This window comes from Microbacterium sp. Y-01, from assembly GCF_003856715.1.
Lineage (GTDB): Bacteria > Actinomycetota > Actinomycetes > Actinomycetales > Microbacteriaceae > Microbacterium > Microbacterium algeriense.
Genome location: NZ_CP024170.1, coordinates 169,381 through 183,378, shown reverse-complemented (window position 1 = coordinate 183,378; position 13,998 = coordinate 169,381). Strand labels below are relative to the sequence as shown.

General features: G+C 71.8%; 9 protein-coding genes. 3 read left to right on the top strand and 6 right to left on the bottom strand.

The window, feature by feature from the left end; genetic code table 11:
- Positions 1 to 1,329: a threonine/serine exporter family protein gene (locus tag CSX12_RS00870; RefSeq protein ID WP_124894520.1), complete on the top strand. Its 1,329-nt coding sequence runs from the start codon at positions 1 to 3 to the stop codon at positions 1,327 to 1,329.
- A 136-nt stretch (positions 1,330 to 1,465) separates the two neighbouring features.
- Here CSX12_RS00870 and CSX12_RS00865 read toward each other — a convergent pair whose 3' ends face one another.
- Positions 1,466 to 2,356, bottom strand: a complete 891-nt coding sequence (locus CSX12_RS00865) for a helix-turn-helix transcriptional regulator (protein ID WP_206427115.1) — start codon at positions 2,354 to 2,356, stop codon at positions 1,466 to 1,468.
- 123 nt (positions 2,357 to 2,479) lie between these two features.
- Here CSX12_RS00865 and CSX12_RS00860 point away from each other — a divergent pair, with 123 nt between their 5' ends.
- Positions 2,480 to 3,502 carry a zinc-dependent alcohol dehydrogenase family protein gene (locus tag CSX12_RS00860; RefSeq protein ID WP_017203021.1) on the top strand — a complete coding sequence of 341 codons (1,023 nt, stop codon included), beginning with the start codon at positions 2,480 to 2,482 and terminating at the stop codon, positions 3,500 to 3,502.
- 49 nt (positions 3,503 to 3,551) lie between these two features.
- Here the strand turns inward: CSX12_RS00860 and CSX12_RS00855 are convergent, their stop codons facing one another.
- The 3 genes from CSX12_RS00855 to CSX12_RS00845 form a co-directional block, all read right to left on the bottom strand.
- Entirely contained in the window at positions 3,552 to 4,040 is a 489-nt protein-coding gene (locus CSX12_RS00855; protein WP_241160526.1) for a DUF305 domain-containing protein, read from the bottom strand.
- 173 nt (positions 4,041 to 4,213) lie between these two features.
- Entirely contained in the window at positions 4,214 to 4,603 is a 390-nt protein-coding gene (locus CSX12_RS00850; RefSeq protein WP_124894518.1) for a DUF6153 family protein, read from the bottom strand.
- A gap of 37 nt (positions 4,604 to 4,640) precedes the next feature.
- Complete coding sequence (locus CSX12_RS00845; RefSeq protein ID WP_040568583.1) at positions 4,641 to 5,192, bottom strand: ECF transporter S component; 552 nt, start codon at positions 5,190 to 5,192, stop codon at positions 4,641 to 4,643.
- A gap of 143 nt (positions 5,193 to 5,335) precedes the next feature.
- On the opposite strand from CSX12_RS00845, the gene CSX12_RS00840 reads away from it, so the two are divergent.
- Positions 5,336 to 7,822, top strand: coding sequence for a LuxR C-terminal-related transcriptional regulator (locus CSX12_RS00840; protein ID WP_124894517.1), 2,487 nt, complete (start codon positions 5,336 to 5,338; stop codon positions 7,820 to 7,822).
- Positions 7,823 to 7,932: 110 nt separating this feature from the next.
- On the opposite strand, the gene CSX12_RS00835 is transcribed toward CSX12_RS00840, so the two are convergent.
- Positions 7,933 to 13,128, bottom strand: coding sequence for an isopeptide-forming domain-containing fimbrial protein (locus tag CSX12_RS00835; RefSeq protein ID WP_124894516.1), 5,196 nt, complete (start codon positions 13,126 to 13,128; stop codon positions 7,933 to 7,935).
- A 200-nt stretch (positions 13,129 to 13,328) separates the two neighbouring features.
- A complete protein-coding gene (locus CSX12_RS18885) occupies positions 13,329 to 13,889 on the bottom strand; it encodes an FtsX-like permease family protein (protein WP_346773350.1) in 561 nt (186 codons plus the stop codon).
- Between the last annotated feature and the right edge of the window lie 109 nt (positions 13,890 to 13,998).

Here is a 13,998-nt window from a genome sequence, read left to right as displayed (position 1 = left end):
ATGATCGAGCCCGTCGACCGCTCGGCGCTGCGTCAGTTCCTGCTCGGGCTGGCTCAGGGGATGAACGCCTCCGGCGAGTCCGTCGACCGCATCCGCGACACCATCGCCGAGGTGGCGACGGCATCCGGAGGAGATGACACCGACTTCGTCGTGCTGCCGACCATCATCATCGTGGAGACCGGAGACGCGGAGGAGGAGAGGGTCGCGATCCGGTCCGCCACGAACGCCTCGTTCCGCTTCGATCAGATCGCCGCGCTGTACGACCTGATCACGCTCGCCCGGACCGGTTCGGTGGCTCCGCTCGACGGCATCCGGCGGCTCAACGAGATCGGCGCCATGCGGCCGCGCCTCGGGTGGTTCACCCGCACGCTCGGGCACGCCGTGCTCACCACCGGCCTCGCCCTGCTGCTCGCCCCGACCTGGCAGGGGGCGATCGTCGCCTTCGCGCTCGGCTTCGGGATCGGGCTGCTGAAGCTCGTGCGCTCCCCCACTCTGCAGCTGATCATGCCGATCGCCGCGGCCTTCGTCTGCGCCGCGGCGGTGTTCCTCCTCGCGGAGGTGATCGAGATCGGCGATCCCATCCGGCTGCTCATCGCTCCCCTCGTCACGTTCCTCCCCGGCGGGGTGCTCACCACGGCGACCGTCGAACTCGCGGCAGGACAGATGATCTCGGGGGCCTCCCGGCTCATCTACGGCTTCGTGCAACTGGCGCTGCTCGCGTTCGGCATCCTCGCGGCGGGGGCGGTCATCGGCGTCGACTCCGACTCGTACGAGCCGCTCGACGCCTCCTCGTTCCTGCCGTGGTGGGTTCCGCTGCTCGGCATCCTCGTCTTCGCCCTCGGCAACTACCTGCACTTCTCCGCCCCGCCGTCGACGTTCGGGTGGGTGCTGCTGGCGCTGGTCGTCGCCTACGCCGGCCAGTGGGCCGGGACCGAGTTCATCGACCCGGCGGTCGGCGGCTTCATCGGCGCCGTCGCCGTGACCCCGGTCGTGTTCTGGATCGCCGGACTCCGCCACGGAGCCCCCTCGCAGCTGACGTTCCTCCCCGCGTTCTGGCTGCTCGTCCCCGGCGCAGCCGGGCTCGTCGGACTGACCGAGGCCTTCGCGACCGACAACGGACTCGCCGACTTCACCGCCGCCCTCGTCTCGGTCATGTCCATCGCGCTGGGAGTGCTCATCGGCACCGCGCTCTACCGGGTGGTGCACCACGGCGCGGAGGAGTTCGTCCAGTTCGCGGTCGCTCCGCCGCCACCCGCGAACGACGATCCGAGCCCCGGTCTCTGGGCGCGGCTCTCGTCCCCGCTGCGACGCCTCGGTCGCGGACGCTGAACGGCCTCCTACCTAGCGATAGACCTCACGACGATGCCCTGCGTGGACGACGACGACCGTCAGGACCTCGTCCTCGATGCGGCGCTTGGCCTCGGGTGGAAGCTTGCGAATCGCACGCACAGCGACGGGAAGGAGATCAGCCTTCGGCAGGACCAGCGTGCTCGGGCGACTGCCGATCGGCCGCCCACGAGGAGAGCAGACGCAGACGCTCGGCCGAGGGCGAACCGGGCTCGGCGGTGTAGACGAGCAGCACGTGCCCCGGCTCCGCGGTGATCGCGAACTCCTCGTAGGCCAGGGTCAGATCGCCGACCACCCGGTGGTGGAAGCGCTTGGTGCCCGCACCGTGCGTGCGCACGTCGTGGGAGCCCCACAGCCGACGGAACACGTCGCTGCGCGTGGACAGCTCGCCCACGAGCTCCTGCAGTTCTCGGTCGTGAGGGTCGCGCCCCGCCTCGGCGCGCATGATCGCGACGCACATCTCCGCGAAACGGTCCCAGTCCGGGTAGAAGTCGCGGGAGGCCGGATCGAGGAACTGGAAGCGCGCGAAGTTGGGGGTGCGGCCGCCCTCGCCGTACATGTCCGCGTAGAAGGCGCGGCCGAGGGCGTTCGCCGCGACCAGGTCGGCGCGGGTGTTGCGCACCACGGCGATCCCGTCGGTGAAGGCGTCCAGCGCCCAGTGCAGGCTGGGTCGCGTCGCCGGGTTCCCCACGGTCCGGCGTCGTCGCAGCCGCCCCGATGTCGGGATGCCGTCGACCGCCCGCGCCAGGTCGAACAGATGCGCGCGCTCCGTGTCGTCCAGCTGGAGGGCATCGGCGACGGCATCGAGCACCGACGCGGAGGCGCCCCCGATCGCCCCGCGCTCGAGCTTGGCGTAGTACTCCACGCTGACCCCGGCGAGCACCGCGACCTCGGCACGACGCAGCCCGGGGACACGGCGGTTCGCCCCGGCGGGAATGCCCGCCTGGGCAGGGGTGAGGCGGGCGCGCCGCGACATGAGGAACTCGCGGACCTCGGCTCGATCGTCCATCGTTCCAGGGTAGGCAGCACCACCCCCGTGTGGGGTGCCCTGCGGGTACACCCCTCCGCAGGGACTCCCCCGAACGCGTTCGGGAGCGTGTACTGGAGGACAACGAACGAAAGGAACACCACCATGCGTGGAGTCGTCATGCACGCGCCTCGCGACGTCCGTGTCGAAGAGCGCCCCGATCCCGTCATCGAGCAGCCCACCGACGCCGTCATCCGGGTGTCCGTCGCCTGCATCTGCGGATCCGACCTCTGGCCGTACCGCGGGAGCGACCCGATCGACCGTCCGACCCCCATGGGCCACGAGTACGTCGGCGTCGTGGAGCAGATCGGCGCCGATGTCCGGAACGTCGCCGTCGGAGACCTCGTCGTCGGATCGTTCTTCGCCTCCGACAACACCTGTGAGATCTGCCGCGCCGGCTACCAGTCGCACTGCGTCCATCGCGTCCCGATGGGCGCGCTCGGAACGCAGGCCGAGCTGCTGCGCGTCCCGCTGGCCGACGGCACGCTCGTCGCGGTGCCCGGCGACCCGACGCCGGCGCAGCTGCGCGGTCTGCTGGCGGCATCCGACGTGCTGGGGACCGGGTGGTTCGCCGCCGTCGCCGCCGCCGCCGGACCGGGCAGGACCGTCGCCGTGGTGGGAGACGGTGCCGTCGGACTGCTCGGAGTGCTCGCCGCGAAGCAGCTCGGCGCCGAGCGCATCATCGCGATGTCTCGTCACGCCGATCGACAGGAGCTCGCCCGGCGATTCGGCGCCACCGACGTCGTCGAGGAGCGCGGAGACGCCGGCGTCCAGGCGATCAAGGACCTCACCGACGGACTGGGCGCGCACTCGACCATCGAAGCCGTCGGCACGCAGGAGTCGATGATGCAGGCGATCCGCTCCACCCGCGCCGGCGGGCACGTCGGATACGTGGGGGTCTCCCACGACGTCGAGCTCCCCGGTCAGGAGCTGTTCTTCTCCGGCGTGCACCTGCACGGCGGGCCGGCCCCGGTGCGCGAGTACCTTCCCGCGCTGATCGACCTCATCATGACGGATCGGATCGACCCCGGCGCCGTCTTCGACCTGACGCTGCCGCTGGCGGACGCCGCCGAGGGCTACCGCGCCATGGACGAACGACGCGCCACCAAGGTGCTGCTCACGCTCTGACGCGCGCCCGCCCCCGCGCCGCGTTGCGCGACGCGGGGGCGGGTGCCGTTCAGAGCGTGGCGAGGATGTCCTTCATCTCGCTGATCTCCGCCGTCTGGGTGTCGACGATGTCCTGCGCGAGTGCCACGGCATCGGCATTCTCGCCGTCCGTGATCTGCGCTTCGGCCATCTCGACCGCACCCTCGTGGTGCATGATCATCTGCTCCAGGAACAGCATCGACGCTTCCGGCCCCGCCGCCTCCTCGAGCGCGGCGAGGTCATCGTCGCTCATCATGCCGTCACCGTGATCCATCTCGCCGGCGTCGCCAGCGTCTGCGCCCCAGTCGTCGAGCCAGCCCTGAAGCTGCTCGATCTCTGGGCCCTGCGCCGCGGTGATCCGCTCGGCGAGGTCGGTGACCCGCGGGTCCACGTCGTCCTTCGCGAGCACGATGTCCGACATCTCGACGGCCTGCTCGTGGTGCACGATCATCATCGACGCGAACATGACGTCGGCTTCGTTCGCGTCCCCCGCGGGAGCGTCGGACGCGGAGTGGGCCATGCCGGAATGGTCGGCGGGTCCCGCTGGTTCCGCGGAGGCGCAACCCGCGAGCGCGAGCGTTCCGGCGAGGACGAGGGCGGCCGCAGCCGTGATCCTGGTGTTCGTTTCTCTCTCTTCTCAGTCAGGGGAGGGCGACCGCGGTCGCGGGCACCCGTGGCGCAGACGGGCAGCGCTCAGGTGCGACTGATGCAGAGCGCATGGAGAGAGGGCGGGCGAGGACGTGGGGGGCGGCCGAAGGCGGGGAGGGGATGCACGCGCCCCGGGCCATGGGCGAGCACGAGGGATGGCCGTCGCAGCAGCAGAAGCAGACCGCCGAGAAGGGCGAGGACGCACAGGGCGGCGGCACCGTGCCCGACATCGGACGGCACCGCCACTTCCGCGTTCGTCTCCATCGTGTGATGCAGCGCGGGGGAGGCCGGCGCCGCGGCCGCGTGGGTGACGACGGTGTGCGGATCGGCGGATCCGTGCGTGTTGAAGGCATGCATCCCCAGCAGGCCCACGACGATGCCGAGTGCGAGGCAGACGACCGACAACGCTCCCCGCAGTGTCGTCGCGTGCCTCATGCGGGTCATGCTACCCGCTGGGGGTATGGGTATCAGCTCAGCGCGCGACGCCGGCCCGGGACAGCAGGCGCCGGACCGCGATGACCAGACCCGCGACGGCGAGTTCTCCGGCGACGCGCGCGGCCAGCGTCGCGATGAGCACTCCCGGCACGAGGTGCTCCGGGGAGAAGACCGGGAGGGCGACGAAGAACAAGACGACGCCGGTCAGAGCTGCCGCCGCCAGGATGCGACCGGGGGATGTGCGGGCGTCGCGTCGAAGCGGCAGGGCGAGGTCGAGGACCGCCGCGCCGAGAACCAGAGGCACGATCCCGAGCGGGCCGATCGGGGAGATCGCGACCGTGAGCACGCCCGTGACGAAGGCGGCGAACGTGGCCATGCCCGGGGTGCGGGTCACGACACGGGCGAGCAGCGGAAGGGCGGTGTGCACGGCAGCGACGAGCGCATACGCCGGAGGCGAGGAGACGGCGAGGACCGTCGTGATCGGCACCACCGCCATGAACACGAGCGCCTGGATCGCGCCGAGCGAGGCGGTCACGAGCAGGGCACTGGTCGACACCCGCCGCGTCGTCCGCCCCTGCCGCACATTCACCTCTCGAGCCTAGAGGTGCAGGGGGCGCCGGGTCTCCGCGCCGCCGCACTCCACAATTTCGGAATATCGTAGGAGGCGGGGAACGGACCTGGGGAGGGACGATGGGGGCTTCTCGCGCTCCACGGGAGGCGCGGATTCCGCGCGTGTCGGCGACCGTGATCGTGCGGCCGCGACTGAACCGCATGCTCGAGACGGACATGCCGCTGACTCTGCTGCGCGGAGCGTCCGGGTCGGGCAAGACCACCGCCCTCGTGGGCTGGGCGTCGACGACAGCCACCCGCGTCATCTGGCTGACGGTGACGCCGTCGTCGTCTACGAGCGACGCCCTCGCCCGGAGCCTGGGACGATGCCTGCACGGCGCGCTCTCCCCGGCCTCGCCGCACGACACAGCGGCCGTCGACTGGCACGCCATCGGCGAGCTCCTGTGCGACGCCGACGAGCCGATCGCCCTCGTGCTCGACGACGCCGCGACTCTGGATCGGGACGGCGTCTTCGACCTCTGTCGAGTCGTGGCGGCCGCCCCGCTGGCGCGCCTGATCGTCGCATCGAACCGTCCAGGCGCCTGGGACAGCGACGGCCTCGATCTCGTCATCGACACCACCCGCCTCTCGCCGGCGGACCTCGCCTTCGACACCGAGGAGATCGGCCGAGCTCTCGACACGGACGAGGACGGCGCCACCGCGGTCCTCGAAGCGACCGGAGGCTTCGCCGCCGTGATCCGGGCCGTCGCCCTGCGCGGCAAGACCTCGACGGAGACCGCTCTCGCCGAAGTCGCCGCCGCCACGGTCGACGACTACCTCCGCAGCCGGATGGCCGAGGGCACGTTCGGGGCGGGGGTTCTGGAGGGTCTGATCCGAATCAGCATCACGGACACCGTGGATCTCCCGCTGGCCCAGGCGCTGACCGAAGACGCCGGGATCGTCGGCGCCCTCGACGAGGCGGAGGCGTTCGGATTCGGACGGTGGTCGTCCGGCCCGCACCGGACCTTCACGATCGCGCCGCCCGCACGAACGCTGCTGCGCCGCGAGCTGGTCCGACGGCTCCCGGCCGAGGTCCGGCGGCTGCGGCGGATCGCGATCGACGGAGCTCTCCGCCGAGGGGCGCCGTTCGAGGGACTTCGACTCGCGATGGAGGAAGACGACCTCCACCTCGCCGGCCACGTGATCATGTCGGGGTGGAGCCACCTCCTCGACCACGACGGGCGGGAGGTCGTCCGCCTCCTCGGCGACCTGCCCCTCGCACGGCTCAAGCAGGAGCCGCTGGTGGCGATGCTGCTCGGGATCTGCCTGAACGCGAACCGGCTTCGTCGCCTGCGCGGACTGCAGCTGCTGCGCATGGCGGTGTCCGCCGCCAACGCGCGCCGCAGCGGGCTCTCCCCGACCGAGCGGCTCTTCATCTGGACGGCTGAGAGCGCCGCACTCAGAGTGATCGGCATGCCGGACCGGGCCGGGCAGGTCGCATCGCGCGCGCTGGCCGTGTTCACCGAGACGCCGGAGACCGCCTGGCAGCAGTACGCGCGGGAGATGCCGCTGCTGTGCACGCACCTGGGCATCTCGCTCTACTACAGCGGTCGTCGCGATCAGGCGGTGCAGCTGTTCGAACAGGCGGCGTCGCTCGCCGCCGCACAGGGGAGCCGCAACGGCTTCCACGCCATCTGCCTGCTCAGCGGCATCCACGCCCTCAACGGGGATCTGCCCGAGGCTCGACACTACGCCGCGCTCATCCGCGAGGGAGACTGGGACCCCGCCCTGCTCGACGGCTACCGGGGCACCTTCTACCGGGTCGCGGAGGCCATGCTCGCGGTCGAGGACGGCGACATCGCCTCCGCGAAGCAGCACGCCCGCGTGTTCCTGCCGCACCGGGCCACGATCGAGCACTGGACGACGATGGCGACCGTGGAGGCGTGGATCGCCCTGCACGACGGAGACGCGGCGGGAGGACTCGAGCGCCTCGAGTCGTTCGCCCGGATGCGCGGGCGGGAGGCGGGCTCCGCGCACGCACGTCACGCGCTCAGCCGTCCCCGGATCCTGCTCCACCTCGCGCTCGGCGACGTGAAGGCCGCCAGGGGCACGAAGCAGCGGGACTCCGGCGCCGATCGGTTCGGAACCCTCCTGGAACGTGCGCGGGTCGCTCTCCTGGACGGCCGTGCTCCCGAGGCCGTCCGGCTGCTCTCGCAGACACGGCTCGAGCCGTCGACCTCCCGCGAACGCGCCGAGGCGACGGCCGTGCAGAGTGCCGCGCTGCACCGCGTCTCCGCAGCGGCGGCGCAACGGGCGACCGATGCCCTGGCGGCCCAGCTCTCCGACCGCGAACTCCGCACCCCCCTGGCGCTGCTCAGCGCGGAGGACTTCGCCGCCGTGCGCGCCGACCTCGCGCCCGTCCACGGCTCGCCGCTGCCGACGCGCTCCGCCCTGCCGTCGTTCGCCGCACGGCCGCGCCTGTCATCGCGCGAGCAGGTCGTCCTCCGCGCCCTCACCACCGGAGCGCCCCTGCCCGAGATCGCGGCCGACCTCAGCGTGTCACCGAACACGCTGAAGACCCAGCTCCGCAGCATCTATCGCAAACTCGATGCCGCGAACCGCACGGAAGCCCTGGAGCAGGCCGCCCGCCACGGCCTCCTCCCCTCCTGACCCCCGCTCCCTCCCCGCTCGCGCGGCCGAGTGCACGGCTTCGCGCCGAGTGCACGGCTTGCCGGCGTGGGCAGACCGTGCACCCGGCGGCAGGCCGTGCGCTCGGCGGATCAGCTCTGCGTCCGGCGGCGGCGCAGCAGCAGGAGCGCGGCGCCGGTGAGGAGCAGGGCCAGAGACAGCCCAAGCAGCCACGGCGCGAGCTGTCCGCCCGTCAGGGCGAGCGGCGTCAGCACGGGGTTGTCCGTCACACCGGCCGGCGGGGTGATCGGGTCGCCGCCGGGAGGTGTGGCCGAGGCCGCGGCCACATTCCGCAAGGTCGCACCCGCGGCGTCGGCGTGCACGGTCACGGAGTACGTGATCACGACGCGGTCCCCTTCGGCGAGGCTGCCGGTCCAGCGCAGCGTCGTGCCGTCGATCGTCGGCGCGGCCACCGCACGGTCACCCACCGTGGCGGTCGCCGGGCCTCGGAGGTCGGCGTGCCGCAGCACTCCGGCCAAGTCATCCGTGACGACGACCTCGTCCAGGCCCGTCTCGCCGGTGTTGGTCCCGGTGAGGGTGTAGGTCACGACGCTGCCCGTCGCGACGGCGTTGCCGGACGCCGGATCGGAGGTCTTGGCGAACGTGAAGCCCGGGGTGCCGACGGGGTGGTCCGTCGTCACCGGCGGCGGGGTGAGCTCGGCGCCACCCGGAGGCGTCGCCGTCCCCTCGACGGTGTTCGCGATGATCGCACCGCCGGCGTCGCCGCGCACGGTCACCGAGTAGGTGATCGTGACGCGCTGGCCGACCGCGAGGTCACCGGTCCAGGTGAGCTCGTCCCCATCGACGGCGGGCGCTGCGGCGGTGCCGTCGCTCACGGTCGCCGTGACGTCGCCGTTGTAGGCGGCGTGCGCGAGCACACCCGAGAGGTCGTCGACGATGCGGACCGGAGCCAGTGCCGTCTCGCCCGTGTTGATGCCGGTCACGGCGTAGGTGAGGACGCTGCCCGGGTCGACGCGGGTGCCGGAGGCGGGATCCGCGGACTTGCGCAGCTCGAAGCCGGGCTCGTTCACGGGGTGCTCCGTCGTCGCGGGCGGCGTCTCGATCGGAGGCACTCCCCCCGGCGGAGTCGCCGAGCCGGAGGCCGAGTTCTCGAGGACGGTGCCACCCGCATCCGCCCCCACGGTCACGGAGTACGTGATCGTGACGGTCTCGCCGACCTGCAGCGCACCCGTCCACGACAGCCGGTCCTCGGCCACCGTCGGCGCGGTCGTCGCCGTGCCGCCGATCGTCGCGGTCGCGTCGTCGTTGTAGTCCGCGTGCGCCAGGACGCCGGAGAGGTCGTCGGCGATGGTGACGGGGTCGAGCACCGTCTCGCCCGTGTTCACGCCGGTCACCGTGTAGGTGAGGACGCTGCCGGGATCGACCGCCGTGCCCGCGACCGGATCGGCGCTCTTCGAGACGGAGAACCCTGGTTCGTTGACGGGGTTGATGGTGGTGCCGGGCGGCGGCGTGATGGTCGATCCTCCGGGCGGCGTGGCCGTGGCGGTCGCCGCGTTCTCGATCACGGTGCCGACACCCTCCGCGGTCACGGTCACGGAGTAGGTGACGGTCACGGTCTGGCCGACCGCGAGGGCTCCCGTCCACGACAGCTCCGCGCCGTCCAGGGTCGCAGCGCCGGCGGAGACGCCCGCGATGCTCGCCACCGCGTCCGCGTTGAAGGTCGCGGACGGCAGCACGCCGGACAGGTCGTCGGTGATCGTCACCGGGTCGAGCACCGTCTGGCCCGTGTTGGCGGCCGTCAGCGTGTACGTGAGCACGTCACCGGGGTCCACGGCGGTGCCCGCAGCCGGGTCGACCGACTTGGCGAACGTGAAGCCGGGCTCGTTCACGGGGTGCTCCGTGCTCGACGGCGGCGGCGTGATCGGCGTACCCGGAGTCGTGGGACTCTCGGGGTCGCTCGGGTCGGCGGGGATCAGCGGGGTCGCCTCTCCGGTCGCCGTGTTCGCGATGGTCTCGCCGCCGGCGGTGGCGTCGACGGTGACCGAGTAGGTGATCACGACGTCCTGGCCGGGCTGCAGCGCGCCGCTCCACGAGAGGGAGCCGTCAGCCACCCGGACATCGCCACGGGTCGCGGACACATCGTCGTTGTAGGACGCGTGGGCCAGTGCCGCGCGCAGGTCGTCGCGGATCGCCACCGGGTCGAGGACGGTGTCGCCCGTGTTGCGGCCGGTCACGGTGTACGCGATCACGCTGCCGGGGTCGACGCGGGTACCCGTGGTGGGGTCGGCCGTCTTGGTGACGGTGAACCCGGGGGTCGCGACGGGGTGCTCCGTCGTCGCGGGCGGCGGCGTCACCGGAGTGCCGGGCGTGGTCGGGCTGTCCGGGTCGGTCGGATCCGCCGGGATGAGCGGCGTGGCCTCGCCCGTCGCCGTGTTGCGCAGCAGCACGCCGGTCGCGTCCTCGTGCACCGTCACGGTGTAGGTGATGTCGACGCGATCGCCCGGGGCCAGGGTGCCGGTCCAGGTGAGCGTGGTGCCGGAGAGCACGACGGAACCGGTGGAGGCCTCGACGTCGCCGCCGTACTCGGCGTTCGCGAGCACAGCCGACAGGTCATCGACGATCGTCGCCGGATCGAGCACGGTGTTGCCGGTGTTGAGGCCCGAGACCGTGTAGGTCAGGGTGTCGCCCGCGCGGACGGCGGTGCCGGAGGCCGGGTCGGCCGTCTTGCTCACTTCGAAGCCGGTGTCGACGACGGGGTGCGCCGTCTCCGCAGGCGGCGGGACGATGGGCGTCCCCGGCGTCTTCGCACCGGAGGGGTCGGACGGATCGACCGGGATCTGCGGAGTCGCCGTTCCGGTGACGACGTTGTGCAGCAGGGCCTTCTCGATACCCGCGTCCACCGTCACCGTGTAGCGGATGGTGACGGACTCGCCGCGGGGGATGCCGCCGGTCCAGGTCAGCGTGCTTCCGGAGACCCGAACCGTGCCGCGGTCGGCCGTGACGTCGTCGTTGTACGCCGCGGAGTCGAGCACGCCGGACAGGTCGTCGACGATCTCGGCCGGGTCGAGGTCGGTGTCACCCGTGTTGGTGCCGGTGATCGTGTAGGTGATCGTGTCGCCCGCGGACACGGCGGTGCCGGAGGCGGGGTCGGCCGACTTCGAGATCGTGAAGCCGGAGCCGATCACGGGGTGCTCGGTGGTGACCGTCGGCGGGATGATCGGCTCGCCCGGGACCTGCGGTCCGGTCGGGTCCCCCGGGTTCGGGGTGGTCGGCGTGCCGGATCCGGAGACGCTGTTGCGCAGGATCTCCCCCGAGGCGTCGTCGCCCACCGTGACGGAGTACGTGATGGTCACGGTCTGGCCGGGCTGGAGGGTGCCTGTCCAGGCGAGGTCGTCGCCGTTCACGGTGGCGCCGCCCGTGGCGAGGGTGGTGCCTTCGATCGTCGTGAGGATGTCATCGTCGTATGCGGCGTGCGCGAGCACCCCGGAGAGATCGTCGGTGATCGAGGCCGGGTTCAGGACGGTCGCGCCGGTGTTGCGGCCGGTGACCGTGTATTCGATGGTCTGGCCGGGCTCCACGACGCTGCCTGCGGCGGGGACGGAGGTCTTCGCGACCTCGAAGCCGGCGACAGGGTGCTCGGTCGTGACGGCCGGCGGGACGATCGGGTCGAGCCCGGGCGGGGTGCCCGAGGCGGTGACGCGGTTGGCGATGCGCTCGCCCTCGACATCGGCATCCACGACGACGGAGTACGTGATCGTGAGCACCTGCCCGGGCTCGAGGGCGCCGGTCCACGCGAGGTCGTCGCCCGTGACGGTGGCGGCGCCGGACGACACCGGGTCGCCGTCGATCGCGGTGGCCACGTCGCCCTGATACTCGGCGAACCCGAGGACACCGGACAGGTCGTCCGACACCGTGACGGGGTCGAGGCGCATGTTTCCGGTGTTCTCGGCCTGCACCGTGTACGTGAGGCGCTGACCGGCCTGCACGGCGGTGCCGTTCGCGGGGTACGGCGTCTTGCGCAGCGCGAGGTCCGGCGCGAGCCGGACGTTCGTGAACGTGCAGGTCACGTCGGTGCCGAGCGGGCCGGAGGGCTGGGTCACCTGACCGTCCGCGGTGACGGTCACCGGAGTGGTCGATCCATCCGGGTTCACCTGCACGCAGAGGAGCGACTCGTCATAGCGGGTGGGATCGCTCGTGCCGGTGGCCGTCTCGGAGAGCCGGAAGGTGTCGCCCTGGTTCGTGAAGACCGGTCCCGCGTAGTCGGGCTGCACGCCTGGACGCTCGCCACGCGTGGTCGCGTCGGTCTGCGCGACCTGGTAGCCGGACGGCGACTGCACACGCAGCGCGAACTGGTCGGTCGCGGCGTGGCGGCCCTCCGGGAGGTCCTTCTTCAGCGTCAGCGTGTTCGGGAACGTGCAGCTGGCCATGTCGGTGGGCGCGAAGTTTCCCAGAGAGGTCGTGTTGACCGTCTGACCGCGCGGGAGGTCCACCTCGATGATGCGGTTGCCCCCGCCGGAGACGGAGACGAAGATGTGGCCCAGGTTTCCGAACGCGATGCCGTTCCCCTGCACGCCCGCACCCATGTCGTGCACCTGCTTGGCGTCGATCGTCGCCGTGCTCGGCTCGAGCGCGGTGGGGAGGTCGGCGGAGTAGATGATGTTGTCGGCGACCAGCACGAGCTGTCCCGAGGCGCTGAACGCCATGTCGCCGTTGGCGCCGAACGCGCTGCTCCCGGTCGTCGGGCGGAGTGCTCCCACCTGCACGTAGGTCCGCGGCGTGACGTTCTCGTTCCAGGCGTAGAGGTTGATCGCGCCGCTCGTCGTGCCGCTGGCGAAGTAGTACACGCCCGTGACGGGATGCACGGCGCCACGCAGCACGGACGAGTTCAGCGAGAACGTCGTGCGCGACGTGACGTCGGTCACGCGGTCGTGCTTGGCGAGGGTCTTCGTACCGGCGGCGTTCGTCACCGTGTAGGCGTAGCGCCCGCTGGACGACACACCGAGCGCGTTGTTGGAGTGGTCGGCGCCGAGGTTGATGGAGCTGAGACTGCCTCCGTCGCCCTCCGCTCCGCCCTGCACGTTCACGGCGAACTCGCGCACCTCGGTGGCGCTCTGCACGTAGACGGCTCCCGGCGTGCAGAGGAACGGGTCGGCCGCGGCGGCCGGAGCAGCGGTCAGCGTGCCGCCGATGACGATCATCGACGAGGCGACGAGCGCCGTGCTGACCGCGCCGCCGACCACCTTCCTCGCTCGCTTCCGCCAGCGGTCGCGCCGCTCGAGCGGAGCCGTTTCCTGCATCTGGTGCTTGCGGGCAACACGGAATCCCATGACTGCTCTCCCCATTCATCGCGTCCCGGTGCGCACACGCGCACACGGAAGCCCCGCCCCCTCAGGCGACCGACGAGCACCCCTCGGGCAGGGTGGACTCGGTCCGGGCCTCCGTCAGCCTGCCGGTCCGAGCCCGAGCGTCCCGGTCGAACCGGGAGAATTCACCCCGCCTTTTCACCCCGCCGCCCGGTCCGCGGGAACTATTCGCGGGAGCCGATCTCCTCGATCGGGCGGCGGCGCAGGGCGGCACCGGTCGCGAGCCGGAGCGCGATCAGGGCCAGCGCGCCCATCCCGCCGATGATCGCGAGCGAGCCCAGCACGGGCATCGCGGGGATCGGCTGCCCGGAGATGCCGTAGCTCATGCCCATGAGGGGAGGGATCGCGACCAGCACGCCGAACACCATCGAGATCGCCGCGATGAGGATCGCCTCGGTGCGCATCGTGGCGCGCACCTGCCCGCGCGAGGCGCCGATCAGCTGCAGCAGGGCGAACTCCCGTGACCGTTCCCCTGTCGCCATCACGAGAGTGTTCACGACCGCGATCGCGATGTACCCGAGGATCACCAGCAGGGCGACGAGGTTCACCCAGCCCTGCTGCGACACCGCATCGGCCCCGGCCGCCTTCTGGCCGGAGGCGGGCGTGACGACGAGTCCCTGCGCCTCCAGGGCGGCCACGGTCGCGGCGGCGTCCGGTTCGGTCGACACGAGCGCGAACGAATCGAGTCCGGACGTGGTGTGGGCGCGGACCTGCGCCTCGTCCATGGTGAGCGCGCCGAAGCCGAGGCCGCGCTCGTAGACGGCGACCACGGTGGCATCGAGCGCGGCGCCGTCGCCGAACACGCCGGTGACCGTGTCGCCCATCCTGATCCCG